Here is a 21,165-nt window from a genome sequence, read left to right as displayed (position 1 = left end):
GCCCTGCGTGGCTTCGACCCACCAGGCACCACGAAGCCACGCAGGGCGTGGCTCTACGGACCGGGCACTGACACCGGCACCGCACCGGGCATCGTCACGGCCGCAACAACACCTTCCCATTACGCCCCGGCTGCAGACTGGCCTTGGCCGCCTCAGCCACCTGGTCCAATCCAAACACCGCATCCACCGGCAAACTGAGCCCACCTTCAGCGGCCAGCTTCAACAACTCGCCGACCAGCCGACGCTTGTTCTCGGGAGCCATATCCTGGCTGACCTTGCTCCCCCAGAACCCCTTGATCGTCGCCTGCTTGAAGATCACATCACCGGAGCCGATCTGCATCGGCTCACCGGTCATCGAGCCAAACGACACCAAAGTCCCGCCCTCACCCAGCAGGCTCACCAGCTCACCACTGGCCTTGCCGCCTACCGAATCCACAGCCGCGGCAGCCCCGCCCTCGCCCAGTGCGGACTTCACCTGATCCAACCACCCCGCCTGCGCGGTCGAGTACGTATGTTCGATCCCCAAGGCCTGCATCTCCGCCACGCCCTCATCGCGACGCACCAGATTGAGGCAATGCACACCGCGCGCCCGCGCCAGCATCGCCAGCGCCTTGCCTACGGCGCCATTGGCTGCGTTCTGCACGATCCACTGGCCGGGCTTCACCTGCAGGAATTCCAGCAGCATCAGCGCGCTCAGCGGCATCGCAATCAACTGCGCCGCCGTGTTGTCGTCGATGCTGTCCGGCATCGGAATGACCATCCGTGCCGGCGCGATGAACGCCTCCGCCCAACTGCCATGCACGGACGCCGCACTGACCCGCTGCCCGATCTGCAGCCCGGTCACGCCTTCGCCCAGGGCATCAATCACCCCGGTGCCCTCGCTCCCGCCCACCGCCGGAAGTGCCGGCTTGTACCCGTACTGCCCACGCACCGTCCACAGGTCATGGTTATGGATGGGGGCGAGCACCGTGCGGATGCGGACTTCGCCTGCGCCGGGCTCAGGCAGGGGCACGTCCCCGCCATGCAGAACCTGGGTGGGATCACCAAATGCGTCATGGACAGCGGCGCGCATCAGCGGATCTCCGAATAGAGGAAAAGTGCGGGCATGGGGTCTCCTTCAATCAAACATCAACGACGGTAACGGTGCTCAGCCACCACGATCGCGCGCGGTGCACGCCACGCGCGGGCACGCAGCATCAGGGTCTGCAGGAACAGCAGCGCGGCAATGCCCAGTGCCAGCGGCGCAATCGTCTCCGCCCCGGGCAAACGCCAACCGGATTGCTTCACATACACCCCCACCAGCGCCCAGATCACCGCAACCGGATAGGCATAGTGGCCACGCAGCAGCAGATTCATGCACCAGGCCAAGAGCGTGGCCAGCCCCAGCAGCACCAGGCTCCACGGCAGCATGTTGCCGGTGTCCAGCCACCGGTACGCGACGATCACCTGCGCGGTGTTGAGGAAGGCGGCCATGCTCAGCCAGCCGGCATGCAGCGCCAGCGGATAGGCCGCGAACGCCCGCTGCCCGGCGGTGGCCGTGAGCGGCGCAGCCCTGACGGCGGCAACCGCCAGGCACAGCAATGCGCCCCAGATGATGGCCAGCGCCGGCAGGAAGGCCTGCTGCGAGAACACCGGCATCCACACCGCCGTCAACGCGAAACCGGCGGCGGCCCACCCGCGTACGCCCGCATTGGCATCCGGCACCCGCCGCCGCAGTTGCCACAGGCCGAACACCACATCGAGCAGGAAGATCACGCCCCAGATGGAAAACGCGTAGCCGGCCGCCACCAGCAGCGTCGGATAGCGGTCTGAGATCGCCCCATTGGTGGGGCCAAACTGGCCACTCTGCGACAGCCACGCCACCACCGGCATGGCCAAGGCGGCCAGCAACACAATCCACCGCATGTACCTGCTCCTGCAAAAAGACGGCACAGGGTACCCGGCCGTGGGTTAACGCGGTGCCACGGCCAGCCGTCTGGCCGCAAGCGCGGAATTCAGCTGAGGTGCCACCCCAACAGTCGCAAGGACTAGATCCGGAGCCGGGGTAGAGGCGGTCGCAAGACGCCTGCCGATATCAACGATCAGCACGCGCACGCATGACTCACAACCGAAGCCGCGCTCCTACGAGATACCCCAGACGCCGTATCGCGCTACCTGACTCACAACGTCAACGTCTCGGGCAACTGTCCAATCCTCCATCAAGCGCAGCTATTCGAGTCCATAGAGGAAGTCCCAGAACTCCTTCCACAGCTTAGTGGCACGCCCCTTCACTCCCTTGCCAAACAACGCGACAACCGAGGCAATCACTGCACAAGCAAGCAACGCCGCTCCCACCACCAGCCCAATCCAGCCCGGCAGGTAGGAATACATCCACATCCCGAGCGCGGCAGCACCGATGCAAAGGATAAATGCATGAACTCGACTCACTCCATTATCCCCTCCTTACATGAGGCGAACGCTCACGCAAAATGCAATCCATCACGCACGAACCCTACCGCCCTTGGCACAGCCTGAATTGTCATCTTCAGTCTCTTTGATTGAATCATCCAACCGCACTTCACGACCGGAAAATCCGCCGGCCGCCGCCTAATGATCCGGCTGACGCGCCCCGATGGAGTTTAAACTAGAACTAGAACTGGAACCGAGCACGAGCTCCAATCGCCAACGCGACCAGCCATCCAAGCATTAGGCGCGCACAGTCCATGCCCAAAGCGCGGAAGTGTTGCCCCGACTTTCGAGCAACCCGTGAGTAGCCGAAGAAGCCTGCAAATCGCCCATACCCCGCCGCTTGGAGGAAGAACTTTTTCGCCTTCGCTGCATCCATGGGTTCACACTCTTCAAAGTACTGCCCATAGCCGAGAATCAGTTCAGGACTCATTTCGTAGCTGGAAGACAAGTCAAGAAACTTCAGCGACTCCGAGAAGCGCTTTCGCTTCAGGGAGACTCGAGCAAGGTTGAGGAAGGTCATCGCACCCGGCGAGAGGATCGAGGCCTGCCTGTAGTCATTCATCGATTTAACGAGATCAACCTGAACGCCCTTTCCGCCATCCTCGTACACAAATGCGCGGCACATGAAGCCATCCAGACGATCCTCGACATCGTCAGACGCCACAAGCGCCTACGCCAGAGCGAGAGCTTTGCTGGCCTCGCCCTTCTGAAGCAGCTTGACCGCGATCTTGAAGTCGGGATGTACTCGCCTCAAACGCCATCTCCCCCCGCGTCAACTACAAATCGCAACGGCAACCGCGAACTAGTTCGGGTACTGTGCGCCATCCAATTCACACGAGCTGGCTGAAACCATGACGTTATCGCCGGACTGCAATTCAAGTATAAGCACGATACCGCGCCCACTTGGATCGTCAGCAACCGACACGGCATTGACAGAATTGCTTGGCCCCCACGGCTCACTCCTATCGAAGGATACCGCTCTGACGCCCTTAAGGAGCAATGTCCGCTGGCTCGAGGCATCCAGGAGTGCCAACTCCACCGTCGCGCTTTCCCATTCCACGCTGATGGAAACCAGCATCCAATCATGCATGTCACCGACCTCAATTGGATTTTCGCAGGACTTTAGCGCTCGACTATCGTGAATGCCGATCGCGTTGTTGCATCGAACGCAAAACGCAAGATGGAAACACTAATGAGTGGCTGACCTGACTCGAATTCGCAATGCTTGACGAAGGCAACTTTCGCCTCAGCAAGATCACTACCGGCAAAGTACAAGCTGAAGCGGTCCTGATACTCATCGACGTCTTCATCAAAGAAGCTGGAGAACACCCAGTATTGGCCCGCATCGTCCTTTGCCAGAATTCGACGCGGAACGTCATAAAAATCCCTGTAATCAACAATTGTGAAATGACTGCCTTCAAGTGTGATCAATTGACCCCATCCCTCTAACGGCACTCACACTCCCGCCCAGCCATTGGGCTCACTCCTCAAGGCGAACAAGAACGCCATCCACACGCTCAAACGCGGCACCTTCGCATGAGTCCAGCACACTTACGACAGAACGGTCATAGTTGGCGATTGTATTCACATCGTAGATTTCGATGTTCGTCGCGTTACCAAGGTATTCCTCGTCCTCGTCCCCGCAGAAGAATCGCCAACCGCTATCATTTTCGTCGATAGACTCTTCTCGATAGCAGTATCCAACCATCTCGCCATCAACCGTGATCCTGTCAGTTGCCATGCAACTCCCGTAGCCAACTGCCAGATGGAGGATCTGATCTGGCGAAAGTCGAAACTTTTTCATAGGTACCTCATCTCTTCTTGTCTTCAAAGCGATGACTGCGATTCGAGCTCGGATCTTCAAGTTGATACTTATCAGGATTGTTCATGCGATCGTTGAACTGCTTCTGAGTGAGCCCCTGAGACTCTGCCTTGGCTTTCTCGGATCGGTGTTCGTTCCCAGTCTTGTGACCCAAGTCGGGCTTGCCATCAATCGGCCTTTGCGTATTTGGATCGATTGCACGCCCATCTTCAGTTCTCGGGGCTCTTTTTTCCACCTCCGCCCTTACATCCTTGCGAATGTATGGACGCCTCAGCCCCTTCTCTGACTTGATCGCAAACTTGACCACGCCAGCAATCTTTCCGGGTGGTAGCGCTGCAGCGATCTGGTCCCCAGCAGGCATTGACTCAATTGCCTCACCGGGAGCAGGAGCGTTGGCCGGTCCCGAAGTAAAGTATGCACCAAGACCAAAGATGATCGGTGCCAACCAGCCCAGACGCCCATCCGGATCAGTGAACTTGTAAGGATTACTGTTCGCATAGCGATACCGACTGAACTGCACCACTGGCTGCTGATGCGCAGTCACCGGATCCACACTCAAGAATGCCCCGGTCTCCGGATCCATGTACCGCTGCTGCATATAACTCAGCCCTGTAGCCGAGTCAGACACATGCCCGGTGTACCCCGGCCCATCCTTCACCGCGCCACCCACCACCGCTCCATACGGCTCATACACCGTCCGCTCGATCACCACGCCATTAGCGTCGGTCACCGCCACAGGCGAGCCCAGTGCATCGGTATGGATGTACTCAAACGTCTCAGCAGCGCTGACGGTCAGGCTGGCAACCAGCCCGATCGCCAGCAGCGCAGTCTTGCGCAGCCGCGCTCCCAGGATTCCCTTCATGCCCAGCCCTCGCGTGTCGGCCGAAGTCGTCATCGGATTCAGGTCCTTGTCCATGGCCATCACAGTCCGCTCGACCAGGCCGAGCATGCGGTCGCGTTGCAGGAGCGCACGGTGTAGGGGCGGCTGCAGCGGTCGTCATAGCTGTAGGCTGCGGCAGTGGTGGTGTCGATCAATCCAGTGCCGCTACGAATCTGGTAATACGTCGCCCCTGCCGAAAGGTTCCAGGCCACCGCGCACTGGGTGGACGTGTTACGCGTCAAGCGCAACCCTGTCGGCACTGGCGGCGCACCAGCGATGGTGACTCCAGCAACGCCGGAGTTGGCACCGCAACCGGCCGGATTGCAGGCGCGTCCACGGTAGTAGAACGTGCCACTGGCTCCCTTGGTCAGGCTGACAATACGTTCGTAGGAAATCAGGGTCCAGTTGGAACCGTCGCTGCTTTCATCAATCTGGTAGCCGGTGGCGTCGGCTACCTGCCCCAGCACCACGCTGTAGGCTGCACCCACGCCCGCGGTCCCAGGCGCGCTGATGCTTGGCTGGCTCGGGGGGCCAATGACCCGAACCGTCGCGACTGCCGACCACGGTCCGCAGCCTCCCACATTACAGCCACGCACCTGATAGTCCCACTGCGCGGGACCACGTCCGCCCAGCAAGAGACTCGGTGGCGCTGAGGCATACACGGTAGTCCAGCCGCCGCCATTGGCGCGCTCCACCACCTCGTAGTGGGTGGCTGCCGCAATGCCGCCCCACGACATGGTAATGGTGGTGCTGTACGAGGTACTGCCCAGGCTGATCGCTGTCACGCCAGTCGGCGGCAGCGTTACCACAATGGTGGCCGTTCCACTGGCACCACTGCAGCCGGCGTCATTGCACGCGAAGGCACGGTACGAATAGGTCGCGGCTGCACGCCCGCTGATGACCAGTTGCGTCGCACTGATCCGGTCGATCTCGGCCCACGCACCACCATTGGTCTGCTGCTCAATGCGGTAGCTGCTGGCCTGGGCTGCCGCCGCAACCGTCAGGGTGAAGCTGCCGTTGTAGCTGGTTGCGGGCACGGAGACGCTGGTCGCAGGCGGAGCATAAAGCGCCACCACGACGGCTTCGGCCGAGTAGCCGGTGCAGCCCTGAGGGTTACAGGCTTTTACGCGGTAGCGGTAGGTGCCGGCAGGCTTGCTGGTAACCGCGAAAGCGGTCGCTGCCGAATCGGCCAGTACCGTCCACGCGCTGCCGTTGAAGGTCTCCAGCACGTAGTTGGCGGCACCCTGCACATCAGCCCAGTTGAGCGTGTAGTTGCCATTGATACCCGAGGCCGGTGCGCTCAGAACCGGCGTACCCACCGGGCCCACGTCTACCTGGGTGATCGCTTCCACACCCCAGTTACCGCACAGGCTGCCATTGCAGGCACGGCCCCGATACCGGTAGCTGCCACTGCCCTTGCCACTCACCGCCACCGAGAGCGCATTACCCTGGTAGATGCCCTGCCACTGCCCGCCCACACCTTCCTGCACCTCGTACTGCTGCGCACCGGTCAGCGCCTGCCACTGCACGGTGTAGCTGCCGTTGGCGCTGTAGCTAGGCGCGGTCACCACGAGTGCGGCTGGTGCGATGTCCACCTTGCGGCGACCGACCAGACTGCCGTTCAACTGCACGTAGTCAATGGCCTTGGCCTGGCGCTGGTCGTGCTGGTAACGCAGTACGCCGTCCTGCCCGTACATGGAGCGGATCTCGCCTGCACCGGAACTGGCCAAGGTACGGCGGCCATGGGCGTCGTACTGGTAGGCCTCTTTGCCGGTGACTTCGCGCAGACGGTTTCCGTAGTCGAAGCGGTAGGCCACACCGTTGCGGATGTTCAGGTTTCCGCGCGGGTCGTAGCCCAAACCCGTCACAGTGGCACCGCTGTTCACATCGCGAACGTTGGTCAGGCGGTTGGTGTGGTCGTAGTCGAACACCTGCTGGCGCGTCCCGACGGTGGCGGCGACGATGTTGTCCAGCACGTCGTAGTTGTAGTTGGCATTGCCGAAGCTCGGCGCAGTCACAGTACGCAGGCGGTCCAGGCCGTCGTACTGCATGTCGCGGTTACCCGGACCGCCCGGCAGGCCGTCGCTGATGGCAGCCACGTTGCCGTTTGCATCGTAGTCATAGCCATCGTCGATCACTTTCCCCGCGGTGCTGTTATCCAAGCTGCGGTCCGGCAAACCACGCGAGTTCTGGGTCATCTGGTGGGTCACACCATTGCCGTAGGTGAAGCTGCTCATGCCACCGTTGGCGTAGTAGCGCACGTTGCTGGCGAACGACCCGGCTTTGGTCGGCTGGCCCAGCGCATTGGGGCTGTAATCGATCAGGAAGCCTGAGGGCTGCAACAGGGTGGAGAGTGCACCGTTGGCGTCATAGCCGTAGCCCAGCGCCCACGGCTGTGCACCGTCGTACACCACGGTTTCCGCCGTGGCCAGGCCGCGCAGGTTGTACTGGTACTCGTTGACAGTGGCTGCGCCGTTGTTGCGGGTCGTCACGCGCTTGACCTTGCCGCCCGGCCAATACGCCCAGTCCTGGTCGCCCTGCCCGTCCGAGAACCGCAGAGTGAGCAGGCGGGCCATGCTGTCGTAGCTGCGGTCGGCACGCGACGCCGACGCGTATGCGGCCGAGGTATCGCATTGCTGGCCCAGCAGGGTCAGGCCAGCGGCCGACCACAACACATTTCCAACTGCGTCGTAACCGACCACGGTCGCGCCGGTTTCGGGCTCCATGGTCTTGCACAGGCGCTGGCCGGCGTCATACACGTACTGCCTGCGCACGCTGACGCTGCTGTCGCCATTGCGGCGCAGAATGGACAGCGGCTTGCCCAGCGCATCGCGGGCGATCTCGGTGACCGCGCCTTCGGCGTGACTGATGCGCACCGGCATGTCCTCGCCCGGCTGGCCGTACATCAGGTACTGGGTCGTGGTGGTGATGCCGCGCGGGTTCACTGCCTGCACGCCACCGCCATACAGCCACTGGGTGGTGGTGACCAGCCGGCCCAGTTCGCTGTCCTGCTCGCTGCGAATGGTGCGACCCAGTGCATCGTAGCTGGTGTAGCTGCCTGCGTAGGCCGAGCGGTAGTCGGTGGCGTTGCGGGTGGGGTATGAGGCGAACACCGGGCGACCATTGGTGTCGTAGCGGGTCACGGTCTGGCGCACGGTACCTGCCGGGTCGGCCAGGTCGTACGTCTCCTCCAGCACGGGACGCCACAGGGCGTCGTAGTAGCTCACCGAACGCGCGTTGCCGGTGCTGGACACGCGCTTCCAGTGACCGCCTTCCAGACCGACTTCAGCCCCGCCTACCGGTGCAAAGCTGCTGGTGGTCGCGTTCCACGCCACGCTGTCGTTGGCCGCTTGAGTGGCTACGGTGATGCGGCCCATGCTGTCGTAGTCATAACTGCGGCTGGCCCCGTTGGGCTCCACCACGCTGCGTACCCAGCCATTGTCATCGACAGTGAGCGTGGTGCTGGTGCTGTCCGGGAAGTTGATGCCCTGCGGCAGGCCACGCTTCCAGCTTGAAAGACTGATGGTGTTGTTGTTGGCGTCAGTCAGCGTGGCCAGCGTGCCGTCGGTGTTGTAGCCCAGCGTCTGCTGCAGCAGACCGAAGGCGTAGGTGCGCTGCGGGCGCGAAGCAGCGTCGAACTCGGTGCGGTTGGTTTCGATGTCTACGCCGGCCGTTTCCTGCGAACTGCGGGACACCTGACCCAGCACCCAGCGGGCGGTGTCATCGAAGTAGCTCGTGCGCAGCACGCGGGCGTAGCCCAAAGTGTTGCTTTCCGTACGAACGGTGCCACGGGCGTGCACGTCGAACAGGTTGGTGTCGGTGACGAAGGTCACGCCGTCCTGGGTCAGCGAGGTCTGCTTGACCGGGCGAATGCGCGTGGAAAACGCATCATCTGCCGCCGTGAACGTGCCATGGCTGTTGGGGAATGGCATGGACGGCGCTTCGGCCTCAGTGACGTAGGCATTGCGCGTCACCTGCACGATCTGCCCATCGGGAGCGCGTACCGCCTGCTCGAGCAGTTGACCTTCGTTCTGGCTGACGTGGATGCCAAATACGTTGTGACGGCGGGTTCCGTCGGGCTCCACCACAGTGGCCACAGTCGTATTCGGAATGCCAGAGGTGTAGCCGCCGCGCTCATACGACCACACCTGGGTGCCGAGGCCCGGTCCGCTCAGGGTCTTGGTCTTCAGCGCAAACAGGTCAATGGATGAAGCTATCCGCTGGTAGTACCGACCTCCAACGGAACCACAGGCATTCTGCGGAATACCTGTTCGGCTGCGCCGCACGTACTCAAAGTCAAACTGGCCACGGGTGCCAGCTGGATGGGTCGCAACCAGAGTGAACGTGGACTGCTCATAGTCGGGCTTGGTGCAGAAGCTGGGGTTACCGTCCCAGCTGCCGTACTCGGGGTTCAGTCCCCCGTAGCCCAGATCGGTCCACGCGTACGAATAGCCAAACTGGCTGCCATCGGGTTGCACCACCGCGCGCAGACGCGGCCAGCGGTTGAATCCCATCGCACCCGAGCCTTCGTCGTACTGGTAGGTCCAGGTACGCCCATTGGCGGTTGCACTGGCAATGCGGTTGCCGCTGTAGCCTAGCGAGATGGCGCGTCCGTCGCTGCTGCGGATGCCAGTGAGCAAGTCACCGGAGTAGTCATAGGCCACCCAGTTGCCATGCCGGTCCTCTACTCGGCTGGCCAGCAGCATCACCCGCACCATGCCAAAGCCTGAGTCACCGAAACTCATCGGCCCCATGCTGCGCTCTACGCCGATGTTGAAATAGTAGCGATTGCCCTGCCCGTCCACGCCGACGAAGCCTTCGCCGGGATAGCCGTTGGCCAGGTTGGGCAAGCAGGAGAATCGCAGGTTGCCGCGCGTGCCCCAGTTATAGGTCGCTCCATCGGTCGGACGCGGGTTGTTGGTCTCCGCGGTGCCGATGTACAGCAGTTCCTGGTCACCTTCGCCGGGAATGTGCGCCGAATTGCCTGACCACGCCTCGTAGAGATTGGCCATGGTGGGGATCTTGGGCGTGAACAACTGGCTGCAGCGCCCAGTCGTGCCGTTGCTGGAGACGTTCCACTTCGCCGTGGATTCGAAGGTGCCGCTGATGTACGGCACTTCCACATCCCAGCTGCCAAAGCCACCCCAGGGCTGCCGGTCCTTGAACGATTGCACCGCGAAGCGGCGCTGCAGGCGCACGGGCAAGGCGTTGTTGCCGGGCAGATCGATATCGGTGACAACGAATTCTGCGGACCCCGAGCTCAGGTTGACCTGCTCACCGAACAATTCAGAGGTGAGCGGCGAGACCTGCTCACCGGTGCGGATGCGCTTGAAGTATTCGGTGTGCGGCGTGATCGGGCTCGCAGCCCCAGCCGTTCCGCACATTGCCACCAGACAGACACCCAGCCACGCTTGCCATTGCCAATTGCGCACGGAACGTTCCTTTCGTTCAGATGCGACGGGCAGCGCCAATCGTTCGGCGTTGCACCGACGTGTTTCATGGCGTTGTTACGGCAGTACCCCGCGCCGTCCTTTGCGCCCCCTGATGCCGGCACGCTGCTCGGTGCCGGGTTCACTCAGTAATAGCATCGGGGGATTGGCGGGTGCAAGTGCGTGGTCCGCCAGAATGGTTTGGTTGTTCCGCGAAGAGCAGCCGGGCAGAGCCCGGCTCTACGGGTCCGTGGTATCCACGGCGGGTCGCGCGGGGGTTAGCCCAGATCGTGCTGGTGGCGGTGTCCCATATGCTTCAACACCCCGTGCCCACCGACGAAGTGCCGCACCACCGGCGCATGCTCTCCCCGATGCAATGCCCGGATCCGCTCCTGATACACGCGATCCTCCGCGGTCACCCGCTCGTGCTGGCGCAGATGCTCCACCCACGAGCTGGTTACGAAATACTCCAGGTGAATCCCCGGCGTCGCGACGTCCTCAGCTACGCCCCACACCACCGCGCCGTCGCGGCGGCGAATGCGGCCCAACTCGCCGATCAGCGTGTGGAAAGCATCACGATCCGCCGCATCAACCCGGTACTCCACCGTGACCAGCACCGGGCCGCGATCATGCGACACCGGCTGCGCCAGTTCGGGTGCGGGCCAGGTGCCGGCCGGGCGCAGGTCGAGGGTCTCGGTGCCGGCAATGCGCACGCGCCACACCAGTAGCCCTGCTACCACCGCGCCGATGGCCGCGATGGTCAGCGCCAACGGAATGGAACTGCGCTGGGCCACGCTGCCCCAGCTGAGACCACCCGCCGCCATGCCCAGCGAGAACACCATGATGTACAGCGACAGCGCGCGTGCCCGTACCCACGGCGGCACCGCAGTCTGCGCAGCGATCTGCAGGGAGGAAAGCACCGTGATCCAGGCGAATCCGTTCACCAGCATCGCCAGCGGCAACACGACGATGCTGCGCACCCAGGCCAGGCCCAGCAGGCTCACGGCCAGCGCCACGGTGGCCAACAGCACCAGCAGGTCGCGGTCCAGCTTCGCACGCAGCGTGGGCAGCAGCAGTGCGCCGGCCACCGCGCCGATGCCGATGCAGCCGAGCAGGAAGCCATACAGTCCCGCCCCACCCTGCAGTTCGCCTCGTACCACCAGCGGTAGCAATGCGGTGGCCGCGCTCGCGAAGAAGAAGAACCCGGCGGATTTGATCAGCACCGCCTGCAATCGGCCGGCGCGCAAGGCATAACGCAGGCCGGCGCGCAGCCCGGCACCGAAACCTTCCGGCGGCAGTGCAGATGCTTCCGGGGCGCGCTTCCAGCCCCACAACACCCACAGCATCAGGCTGAAGCTCAGCGCATTGACACCGAACGCCCACGCCGGCCCCGCCTGCGCGACGATCAGCCCGCCGATGGCCGGTCCCAGCGAACGGGCAATATTGATGCCGATGGAATTCAACGCCACCGCCGAGGCCAGCATCGGTCGCGGCACCAGCTCGGACACCACGGCCGCCTGCGCCGGCATCGCCATCGCCGCACCGCAGCCCATCGCAAAGGTCAGCGCCACCAGTAGCGGCGGGGTCAGCAGGCCCAGCCCGCTCAACACCGCCAGCGCGGCCGCCACCAGCAGCATCCAGCCCTGGGTGATCAGCAGATAGCGGCGGCGGTCGACAATGTCCGCCAGAGTGCCGGCGGCCAGCGCCAGCAGCACCACCGGCACGGTAGTGGCCGATTGCACGAGTGCCACCATCAGCGGCGAACCGGTGCGCTCGGCCATCACCCAGGCGGCGGCGACGTCATTGATCCAGGTCCCGACGTTGCTGCCCAGAATGGCAAACCACATGGCGCGGAACAGCCGCACTTTCAGCGGCGACCATGCGCCATCGGCGGGAGCCGCGTCGGCGGCTGTGTGTTGTTTCTCTACCATTGCCATGCTCCTACTACCGAGGCAAACAGGGTGTTGCGTCCACCGCTCTGGCGCAGCCCGGGACCGGCTTCAAACCAGGCCAACTGGCCCTGCCACTGCCAGTGTGGGCTGGCCTTCCAGGTGGTTTCCCACTTGAACTGCTGACCGATGCGGCGCGCGGTGCCAGCACTGCCGGGTATCGCACTGAGCGGTGTGGGGGTGGTGTAAATGGCGTCGTTGCGCCGGTGCTTCCAGGCCAGCTGCCAGCCAAGCTCGGTGGTCAGCCCCGGGCGTGGTGTCAGCGTGAGTGTGGGTTGCACGTCGATCAGATTAGCGGGAGCCAGCAGGCTGGCCTCGCTGAAGTACGCCGCTTTGGGGTACAGCGCATTGAAGGTCTGCAGGCGTCCATCGCTCGGGCTTGCGTCACCGCTGGCGATGTCGGCCTTGATGCCCAGACGCGGTTGCAGTCGCCGCTCGGGAAAGCGCAGCCCGATGTCACTGGCGACGGTCCAGGCGCGGATATCCAGCGAACCCTGCGGCCGCGACAACGTGCCGTCCTGCACGACCACTTCCACGTTGGCATCCCAGCGCGGCTGACGGGCGAACAGACGGGTGCCGAGCGTGGCGCGGCGCTCGTCGCCCGTCACACCGGCAAAGCGCGCACCGTCACGGCCGTACCCGAGCAGGTACAGATCGATACCGCTGCCTGCGCTGGCACCGCGACGCGTGGCATAGGTGCCGAACAGGTATTGACCCTCGTCGCTGCGGTCGTCAAACGCACCAGGGCGGTTGTCGACCGGACGCAGCGCCAGCGTGTCCACCTGCCAGCGCGCGCTCTGCCACCGCCCGCGCACGCCATCGAAGGCGAGCCGGATGTTCGGACCATCGCGCACCGAAAGAATGCGCGAGCTGCCATACGGAATTTCCTGCCGGCCCAGCTGCAGACCGAAGGCCTCGCCCTGCCAGCGCACATAGCCCTGCTGCAGATCCAGCGCGCCCTGGTCGGTGCCGCCCGGCCCGCCGGCGCGGCCCTGCTCACCATGCACACCCAGCTGCGCGTAGCCCTGCCACTGCCCGTGCGTTACCTGCACCGAGCCCAGCGCGCGCAACAGTCCATACGCGTCCTCCACCCCACCCTGCACACCAAAGCGGGTGGGGTCGTAGTACATCCCGCGCAGGCGCAGTGAGGCATCCCACTGCACGCGGCTGCCGTTGGCGAGCAGGGTGCAATGGCCGCCAGCCGCACCGACGCAGTCCTGGGCGAACGCGGGAGCCGCCACGGCGGCCAGCGCCAGGCTTAGAACGCGAAGCACGAACAACCCAGCGCACCCCAGAACGCATTCGGCTCCGAGGTGGGCACCGCATGCGCGGCGGCGTGGCTGTGCGTGTGAGTGCGACATCCACCGGCCGCGTGTGCATGCATGTGCGCGTGCGCGGCCACCAGGCCTGTTGCCGCCCCGCCGACGTGGTAACCGCCGAAGTGATTCACCGGCGACCAGTCCGGCATCGCCGGCGGCAGCATCGGGGCCAGCGGGCCAAACTCGCCGTCGCCATGCACCACCCGGCCGCCCAAGACGGTCAGCACGCTGGTGATGTCGGCAATGGCGGCATCGTCCACCGCGAAGTAGTCCGACGACAGCACGCAGAAGTCGGCCAGCTGACCCACACCCAGCGTTCCCTTGCGACCTTCATCGCCGGAGAACCAGGCACTGCCCTGGGTCCACAGGCGCAGCGCCTCTTCGCGCTCCAGCAGGTTCTCTTCGCCATACAGCGACAGGCCACCGACCGTGCGCCCGGTCACCAGCCACGACAGCGCCACCCACGGGTTGTAGCTGGCCACGCGGGTGGCGTCGGTGCCGGCACCCACCGGCACGCCGGCCTGCAGCATGCGCCGCACCGGCGGCGTGTGGCGTGCGGCATCCGCGCCGTAGCGCTGCACGAAGGCCTCGCCCTGGTAGGCCATGCGGTGCTGGATGGCCAGGCCGCCGCCCAGCGCGCGGATGCGCTCGATGTTGCGCGGGGTGATGGTCTCGGCGTGGTCGATGAACCAGTGCAGGCCGTCGAACGGCACCTCGCGGTTCACCTGCTCGTATACGTCGAGGATGCGGGTGATGCTTTCGTCATAGGTGGCGTGGATACGGAACGGCCAGCGCTTCTCCACCAGCAGCCGCACCACGTCGTGCAGTTCCGGCTCCAGCCCCGGCGGCAGCTCCGGGCGCGGCTCGTTGAACAGCTCGAAGTCCGCAGCCGAGAACACCAGCATTTCACCGGCACCGTTGTGGCGCAGCAGGTCATCGCCCTGGCGCGGTTGCAGCAGCTCGCTCCAGCGCTGGAAGTCCTGCACCTCGCCGCCCTTGTTCTGGGTGAACAGGTTGTAGGCGATGCGCACGCTGAGCTGGTCGTCGCGGTGGAGCTGCTCGATGACCTGGTAGTCCTCAGGGTAATTCTGGAAGCCGCCACCGGCGTCGATCACCGAGGTGATGCCGAGGCGGTTCAACTCGCGCATGAAATGCCGGGTGGAATTGGCCTGGTATTCGATCGGCAGGCGCGGGCCCTTGGCCAGGGTGGCGTACAGGATCAGCGCGTTCGGCTTGGCCAGCAGCAGCCCGGTCGGGTTGCCCGCACTGTCGCGCACGATCTGCCCGCCCGGCGGGTCGGGGGTGTTGCGGTCGTAGCCGCAGGCACGCAGTGCGGCACCATTGAGCAGCGCGCGGTCATACAGGTGCAGCAGGAACACGGGGGTGTCCGGAGCCAGCGTATTGAGTTCTGCCAGGGTGGGCAGGCGCTTTTCCGTGAACTGCTCGGCGGTGAAGCCACCGACCACGCGCACCCACTGCGGTGCCGGCGTGCGGTCCACCTGCAGCTTGAGCATGGCCATCGCATCAGCGAGCGAACGCAGGCCGTCCCAGCGCAGCTCCAGGTTGTAGTTCAGCCCCCCGCGAATGAGGTGGGTGTGACTGTCGTTCAAGCCGGGTACCAGACGACGGCCACCGGCATCGATCACCTGGCCGGCCTCAAGACCGGCACGGGACAGTGCACCACGCACCTGCCCCTCCTCGCCCACGGCGAACACCCGGCCGTCATGCACGGCCAGTGCATCGGCCTGCGGCGTGGATGGGTCCAGGGTGGTGATGCGGGCATTACGGATCAGCAAGGTGCTCACGGAATTCTCCGAAGATTGGGCGAATGCACGACCGGCCATGCCCAGGGCCAGTGCAGCACCGGCTCCCAGCAGCAGGTCGCGACGGCTCGGCATCGCAGGGTCGTGGGTCATGTCAGTACTCCCGCGCCAAGCGCGTGCAGCGACCAGGCGCCGGGCCCGGCCAGCGCGATCGCCAGCAACGCCAACGACCAGAACAGGGGGTATTCCATGCCGCCGTGCATCCAGAACCAGCCCTTGGGCCGGGCCAACACGGCGGTGGACAGCAGAAACAGGGCGGCCAGTACGGCGGCGGCGCGGGTCTGCCAGCCCAGCAGCACGGCCACTCCGCTGCTCACCTGCAGCAGCGCCAGCAACAACGGCAACGGGGCCACCGCCGGCAGGCGATAGCCACGCAACTCATCGGCGAACCCGGTCAGACCGGGTCCACCAAACCAGCCAAACAACTTGCCCAGTGCATGCGGCAGCAGGAAGCCGCCGGCGGCCACACGCAGCAGCAACAGTGCCGCGTCCAGCCCGCTGGCCGTGCTCATGCTCAGTGTCCGCCTTCCTGCGCGCCAAACATGGTCTTGGCGTACTGGATGCCGATGCCGTAGCCACCGGCGTGTTCGCGGGCGATGCCGGTGGTCAGGCCGTAGGTTTCGGCACGGGCCCAGTCGCGCTGCAGTTCCAGCAGGTACTGCACCGAGGTCACCGGCACGGCACCGGCCTGCACCATGCGAGTCACCGCACGCTCGTGGGCTTCGTCGCTGACATCGCCACAGGCGTCGGTGATCACGTAGACCTCAAAGCCCTGTTCAATGGCCGACAGCACCGGACCGACGATGCACACGCTGGTCCACAGGCCCGCCAGCACGATGCGCGAGCGGCCGATGCGGTTCACCTCGTCGATCACCGCCGCGTCTTCCCAGCAGTTCATGCTGGTGCGATCAAACGCCTTCTGGCCCGGGAAGATCTGGGTCAGTTCCGGGAACAGCGGGCCCGAGAACGAAGCCTCGGCAACCGTGGTCAGCAGCACCGGCACCTGGAAACCGGCCGCGCCCTTGCCGATCAGTGCCACGTTGTTGCGCAGGGTGGCGATATCGATGGAGTGGGTGGCAAACGCCATCTGCGACTGATGGTCGATCAGGATCAGAGCATGGTTGGCAGGCGACAGCAGGGCGCTGCCGGGAACGGCGGTGGCGGTGGTCATGGGGAGTCCTTGGAATGCGGTGAGGGAATCACGCGACCGGGCGGTACACCCGGTGAACGCAGCGCGTGAGGCATGCCGGACATCGTCGCCTTGACGGGTGCGGCACCCTACCCTCGTTCGGCGGTGGTGCCGGCTACTCTTTCGGGGGAGCCCGTTCGCGCCGCCGCGTGGAGCCCCAGCGCCGCACCCGCCGCCCGAAGCGGCCACCATCCAGCGAGTAAGCCCCCGGGCCGAGCAACAGCAGGGCCAGCGCCACCGTCATCCACGGCCAGTGCAGCGCCGGGCCGGAACCGAGCAGCAGGGCGGCCAGCAGCGCCGCCATCGGCGTCAACCAACCCAACACCAGCAGCCCCACCACCACCGCGAGCACGGTGCTGCGCAAGGCCCACGGCGCAGTCCACTGCAACAACAGCGGCGCGCACAGCCCAAGACGCAACAGCACCAGACCCACGCCCGGGGCGCGGTCGGGGAACATCACGAAGAGTCTCTGCACCGCCGCACTCCATTCGGGTGCATTACCGATAACGCACCGAAGCGCCGAACGCCTGCCCCGAAAGAGTAGCCAGCGCCTGCCCCCTGCCTGACACAATGGCGGCATGTCGCACCCCACCCCGTCCCGTCTGCTCACCTGGCTGGCCCGTCCTGCGCGCCGCTGGGTGCTGGCCTGCGTGTGCCTGCTGCCTGGGGTGGTCACGGCTCAGGGATTGAATGCCTTCCAGCACACCGCCTGGGTGGTGGGCCAGGGCGCACCGGGTGACATCTGGGACCTGGCAGAGACGCCGGACAACGGACTGCTGCTGGCCACCGGTTCGGGCCTGTACCGGTTCGACGGCCGCCAGTTCACCCGCCAGGACGCACCCGACGGCGCGCGTTTCCCCTCCTCGAACATGACCACGCTGCTGCGCGACGCCGACGGCACGCTGTGGATCGCCTATTACAACGCCGGCATCAGCCGACTCTCCCCCGACGGCCAGCTGCGCCATTACCAGGCTGCCGAAGGTCTGCCCCCGGGCTTGATTCCAAAACTGGAGCGCGACGCCAGTGGGCGGCTGTGGGCGGCCGCCGATGGGGGATTGCGCTGGTTCGACGGCGAGCGCTGGCTTCCGCCCACTGCGGCCATGGGCATTGGCGATGTGCCGGCGCAATGGGCGTTGCGTGATGCACAGGGCACGCTCTGGCTGCTGGCCGGTGGTCAGCTGTGGCGTCTGCCCGCGCATGCTGCCCGCTTCGAGGCGCTGGGCCTGCCGGTTTCCCGCTTGTCGGCGCTGGCGCTGCGGGGTGATGGGCAGCTCTGGTTGGCCGACCGTCAGCACGGGGTGATGCCGGTCGCCGATGTCCACGGCCTGTTACCCGACGCACAGCGGCGCGCGGCCACGCTGCCGGACCTGCGCGCCGCCCGCCTGCGCTTTGCCCGCGATGGCAGCCTGTGGGGCAGCTTCATCGCCAATGGGGGCGTGTTCCGGGTCAGCTTCGACGCCGGGCGCGCGCCGCGCGTCGAGCGCTTCGATGCCGCACAGGGGCTCACCTCGACCACGGCCGTCCCGCTGCTCGAGGACCGCGAACACAACCTGTGGGTGGGCACCAACCTGGGCCTGAACCGCTTCCGCGAGCACGACGTGCGGGCGCTGCCGCTGCCCGGCCCGGCTGATCCGCTGCGCACGCTGTATCGCGCGCCTGACGGCAGCGTGTTCGGCTATGGCGAAGATCTGCAGCCACTGGCACTGCAGCGCGACCTGTTGTCGGCCCCGATGGGGACCTGGCGGCAAGCGGCAACGCGGTTCGCGGGGTCCATCTGGCTGCTGGGTCCGGACTTCGTGCGCCTGCGCCACGCCGCTGTCAGCGCAGACCTGCACCCGGGCACCCCCGGCGCGCGCGACCTGCGCGCGATGGTCTCGGTCTCGGCCGATGACGCGTGGTTTTGCTACGGGGCTGACCGCATCGTGCATTACCAAAAGGGCCAGTGGCTGACCGACGCGCGGCTGCCTGCGATGGCGTGTTCCAGCCTGGCCAGCGGTCCACAGCAGCAACTGTTGATGGGCTTTCCCGATGGCCATCTACGTGTGCTGAAAGCAGGCACGTGGCGGCACTACGGGCAGGCGCAGGGTCTGGATGTCGGCCCGATCTCGAGCACCGCGCTGATCGGCACCCGGCTGTGGGTCGCCGGCGAGAACGGCCTGGCGCTGCTCGGACCCGACGGCTACTTCCACAGCGCACGCGCCACCACGCCCGGTCTGTTTGAAGGCATCACCGGCATCGTCCAGGACAGCAACGGCCAGTACTGGCTTAATGGTGCACGCGGGCTGGTGCGCATCGAGGGCAACAGCCTGGCCACGGCCACCCTGGAAGGCCGCGCGGTGGACCCGCGCCTGTTCGACACCATCGACGGCATGCCCGGCATCGCCGCGCAGAGCACACCGGTGCCCAGTGCGGTGCTGGCGCCGGACGGACTGCTGTGGCTGTCCACCAACCAGGGCCTGGCCTGGCTGGACACCCTGCACGCCGCACCGCGCACGCCGGCCCCGCAGCCGCGCATCAGCCAGGTGTCGTGGACCAACCAGCAGCGCCCACTACGTGACGGTGACGTGCTGCCGGCGGGGACCACCCAGCTGCAGATCGACTACACCGCCGTGTCGCTGACCCGCCCCGAGCGTACCCGCTACCGCTATCGGCTTATCGGCCTGGACGAACAATGGCAGGAGGCTGGCACGCTCACCCGTGCCTTCTTCACCAACCTGCCGCCCGGCAGCTACCGCTTCGAGGTGATGGCCGCCAACCAGGACAGCGTGTGGAGCGAGCATCCTGCGCAGCGTGCGTTCCGCATTGCGCCCATCTGGTACCAGACGCTGTGGTTCAAGGCGCTGTGCGTGCTGGCGGTGCTGGCCGCCATCGTGTTCGCCGTGCGGCTGCGCAGCCGTCGCCTGACCCAGCTGGTGCGTGCACGCCTGAAAGAGCGCCATGCGGAGCGTGAACGCATCGCGCGCGAACTGCACGACACCCTGCTGCAGGGCACCCAGGGTCTGATTCTGCGACTGCACGCGGTCAGCCACTCCGAACACGCCCATCCGGCCGTGCGCGAGGCACTGGAAACCGCGATGCAGCAAGCCGAACAGGCATTGGCCGAGGGCCGCGAACGGGTCAGTCTGCTGCGCGACGGCTCCACCGGGGATCAGGACCTGGGCGCGGCACTGGTCCAGGTCTATGGCGAGCGCGCCTCCGGCACGGACAGCCCGGCATTGCGCCTGAACGTGGAAGGCAGCCCACGCCCGCTACGCCAGGATGCTGCCGAAGAGGTGTACCTGATCGGACGCGAGGCGCTGCTCAACGCCCTGCAGCACGCGCGTGCCGATGCCGTGGAAGTGGAACTGGCCTACACCCGGCGCGGCCTGCGTCTGCATATCCGCGATGACGGCGCGGGCCTGCCCGACACCCTGCCCGAGGGTCGCTGGGGCCTGGTCGGAATGCGCGAACGCGCCGAGCGCCTTGGCGCGCGCCTGCGCCTGTGGTCGCGCGCCGGGGCCGGCACCGAGGTGGAACTGTTCCTGCCCCGTGACCGCATTTACCTGCCGCGCCGTCCGTGGCGCTGGCGCACTGCTTCTGGAGACACCGCATGACCGCATCTTCACCCGGCTCGGCGACGCCGATCGGCATTCTCGTCGTCGATGACCATCCGCTGCTGCGCGACGGCTTGGCGGCCCTGCTCGGCCTGCAGCCGGACATGCGCCTGCTGGGCGAGGCCGGCGATGGCGAAGAGGCCGTCGCGCAATATCTGGCACTACGCCCGGACGTGGTGTTGATGGACCTGCAGCTGCCGCGCGTGGACGGTGTGGAAGCCATCACCCGCATCCGTCACCATGACCCGCGCGCCCGCATCATCGTGCTCACCACCTATCGCGGCGACGTGCGCGCGGTGAAGGCGCTGCAGGCCGGTGCCAGCGGCTACCTGCTCAAGGACATGCTGCGGCACGAGCTGGTGGACACCATTCGTACCGTGCACAGCGGCCGGCGTGCGGGCGTGCCCGCAGCTCTGGCCGCCAGCATTGCCGCGCATGTGGTGGAAGACAGCCTGTCACCGCGCGAGACCGAAGTGCTCGGTCATGTGGCGACAGGTCGCTCGAACAAGGCCATTGGCGAGCAGATGGGCATTTCCGAGCAGACCGTCAAAGCGCACATGAAGAACATCATGGAGAAGCTCGGTGCCCGCGATCGCACCCATGCGGTCACGCTGGCGCTGAAGCGCGGCATCATCAGTCTGGATGATGCCGCGGGTGATAGCGACGCCTGATCGCCATCGGGTGCGGACGCATCGCCTGGGCCGGCCAACGGC

The 21,165-nt window shown here is 65.4% G+C and carries 16 protein-coding genes; 2 read left to right on the top strand and 14 right to left on the bottom strand.

Annotated features, from left to right (window positions below; genetic code table 11):
• Nucleotides 1–94: 94 nt before the first annotated feature.
• The 14 genes from QMX83_RS12045 to QMX83_RS11980 form a co-directional block, all read right to left on the bottom strand.
• Complete coding sequence (locus QMX83_RS12045; protein WP_282296873.1) at nt 95–1,072, bottom strand: zinc-binding dehydrogenase; 978 nt, start codon at nt 1,070–1,072, stop codon at nt 95–97.
• A 56-nt stretch (nt 1,073–1,128) separates the two neighbouring features.
• A complete protein-coding gene (locus QMX83_RS12040; protein ID WP_282296872.1) occupies nt 1,129–1,905 on the bottom strand; it encodes a hypothetical protein in 777 nt (258 codons plus the stop codon).
• A 303-nt stretch (nt 1,906–2,208) separates the two neighbouring features.
• Nucleotides 2,209–2,427 carry a hypothetical protein gene (locus tag QMX83_RS12035; RefSeq protein ID WP_282296870.1) on the bottom strand — a complete coding sequence of 73 codons (219 nt, stop codon included), beginning with the start codon at nt 2,425–2,427 and terminating at the stop codon, nt 2,209–2,211.
• 202 nt (nt 2,428–2,629) lie between these two features.
• Nucleotides 2,630–3,112 (bottom strand): hypothetical protein, encoded by a 483-nt coding sequence (locus QMX83_RS12030; RefSeq protein WP_282296869.1) that lies wholly within the window; start codon nt 3,110–3,112, stop codon nt 2,630–2,632.
• 458 nt (nt 3,113–3,570) lie between these two features.
• Nucleotides 3,571–3,879 (bottom strand): hypothetical protein, encoded by a 309-nt coding sequence (locus QMX83_RS12025; RefSeq protein WP_282296868.1) that lies wholly within the window; start codon nt 3,877–3,879, stop codon nt 3,571–3,573.
• Nucleotides 3,880–3,928: 49 nt separating this feature from the next.
• Complete coding sequence (locus tag QMX83_RS12020; RefSeq protein WP_282296867.1) at nt 3,929–4,252, bottom strand: DUF2185 domain-containing protein; 324 nt, start codon at nt 4,250–4,252, stop codon at nt 3,929–3,931.
• A 7-nt stretch (nt 4,253–4,259) separates the two neighbouring features.
• The gene (locus QMX83_RS12015; protein WP_282296866.1) at nt 4,260–5,186 is read right to left on the bottom strand and encodes a GH-E family nuclease; all 927 of its coding nucleotides are present in this window, start codon (nt 5,184–5,186) and stop codon (nt 4,260–4,262) included.
• Nucleotides 5,187–5,191: 5 nt separating this feature from the next.
• The gene (locus QMX83_RS12010) at nt 5,192–10,582 is read right to left on the bottom strand and encodes a hypothetical protein (RefSeq protein ID WP_282296865.1); all 5,391 of its coding nucleotides are present in this window, start codon (nt 10,580–10,582) and stop codon (nt 5,192–5,194) included.
• Nucleotides 10,583–10,857: 275 nt separating this feature from the next.
• Nucleotides 10,858–12,510, bottom strand: a complete 1,653-nt coding sequence (locus QMX83_RS12005; protein WP_282296864.1) for an MFS transporter — start codon at nt 12,508–12,510, stop codon at nt 10,858–10,860.
• Nucleotides 12,504–13,802, bottom strand: coding sequence for an alginate export family protein (locus QMX83_RS12000; protein WP_282296863.1), 1,299 nt, complete (start codon nt 13,800–13,802; stop codon nt 12,504–12,506). The genes QMX83_RS12005 and QMX83_RS12000 overlap by 7 nt, the downstream gene beginning before the upstream one ends.
• Nucleotides 13,787–15,652 carry an amidohydrolase gene (locus tag QMX83_RS11995; protein ID WP_282296874.1) on the bottom strand — a complete coding sequence of 622 codons (1,866 nt, stop codon included), beginning with the start codon at nt 15,650–15,652 and terminating at the stop codon, nt 13,787–13,789. Before QMX83_RS11995 ends, QMX83_RS12000 begins: the two co-directional genes overlap by 16 nt.
• A 107-nt stretch (nt 15,653–15,759) precedes the next feature.
• A complete protein-coding gene (locus tag QMX83_RS11990) occupies nt 15,760–16,182 on the bottom strand; it encodes a DoxX family membrane protein (protein ID WP_282296862.1) in 423 nt (140 codons plus the stop codon).
• Between the two features lie 2 nt (nt 16,183–16,184).
• Complete coding sequence (locus QMX83_RS11985) at nt 16,185–16,841, bottom strand: hydrolase (protein WP_282296861.1); 657 nt, start codon at nt 16,839–16,841, stop codon at nt 16,185–16,187.
• A gap of 133 nt (nt 16,842–16,974) precedes the next feature.
• Nucleotides 16,975–17,334: a hypothetical protein gene (locus tag QMX83_RS11980; protein WP_282296860.1), complete on the bottom strand. Its 360-nt coding sequence runs from the start codon at nt 17,332–17,334 to the stop codon at nt 16,975–16,977.
• Between the two features lie 103 nt (nt 17,335–17,437).
• On the opposite strand from QMX83_RS11980, the gene QMX83_RS11975 reads away from it, so the two are divergent.
• Nucleotides 17,438–20,452, top strand: a complete 3,015-nt coding sequence (locus QMX83_RS11975; protein WP_282296859.1) for a sensor histidine kinase — start codon at nt 17,438–17,440, stop codon at nt 20,450–20,452.
• Nucleotides 20,449–21,123 carry a response regulator transcription factor gene (locus QMX83_RS11970; protein WP_282296858.1) on the top strand — a complete coding sequence of 225 codons (675 nt, stop codon included), beginning with the start codon at nt 20,449–20,451 and terminating at the stop codon, nt 21,121–21,123. Before QMX83_RS11975 ends, QMX83_RS11970 begins: the two co-directional genes overlap by 4 nt.
• Nucleotides 21,124–21,165 lie beyond the last annotated feature (42 nt).

The organism is Stenotrophomonas sp. PS02289 (assembly GCF_029960115.1).
In the GTDB taxonomy this organism is placed as follows: Bacteria; Pseudomonadota; Gammaproteobacteria; order Xanthomonadales; family Xanthomonadaceae; genus Stenotrophomonas.
This window is presented reverse-complemented; position numbering and strand designations above follow the sequence as displayed.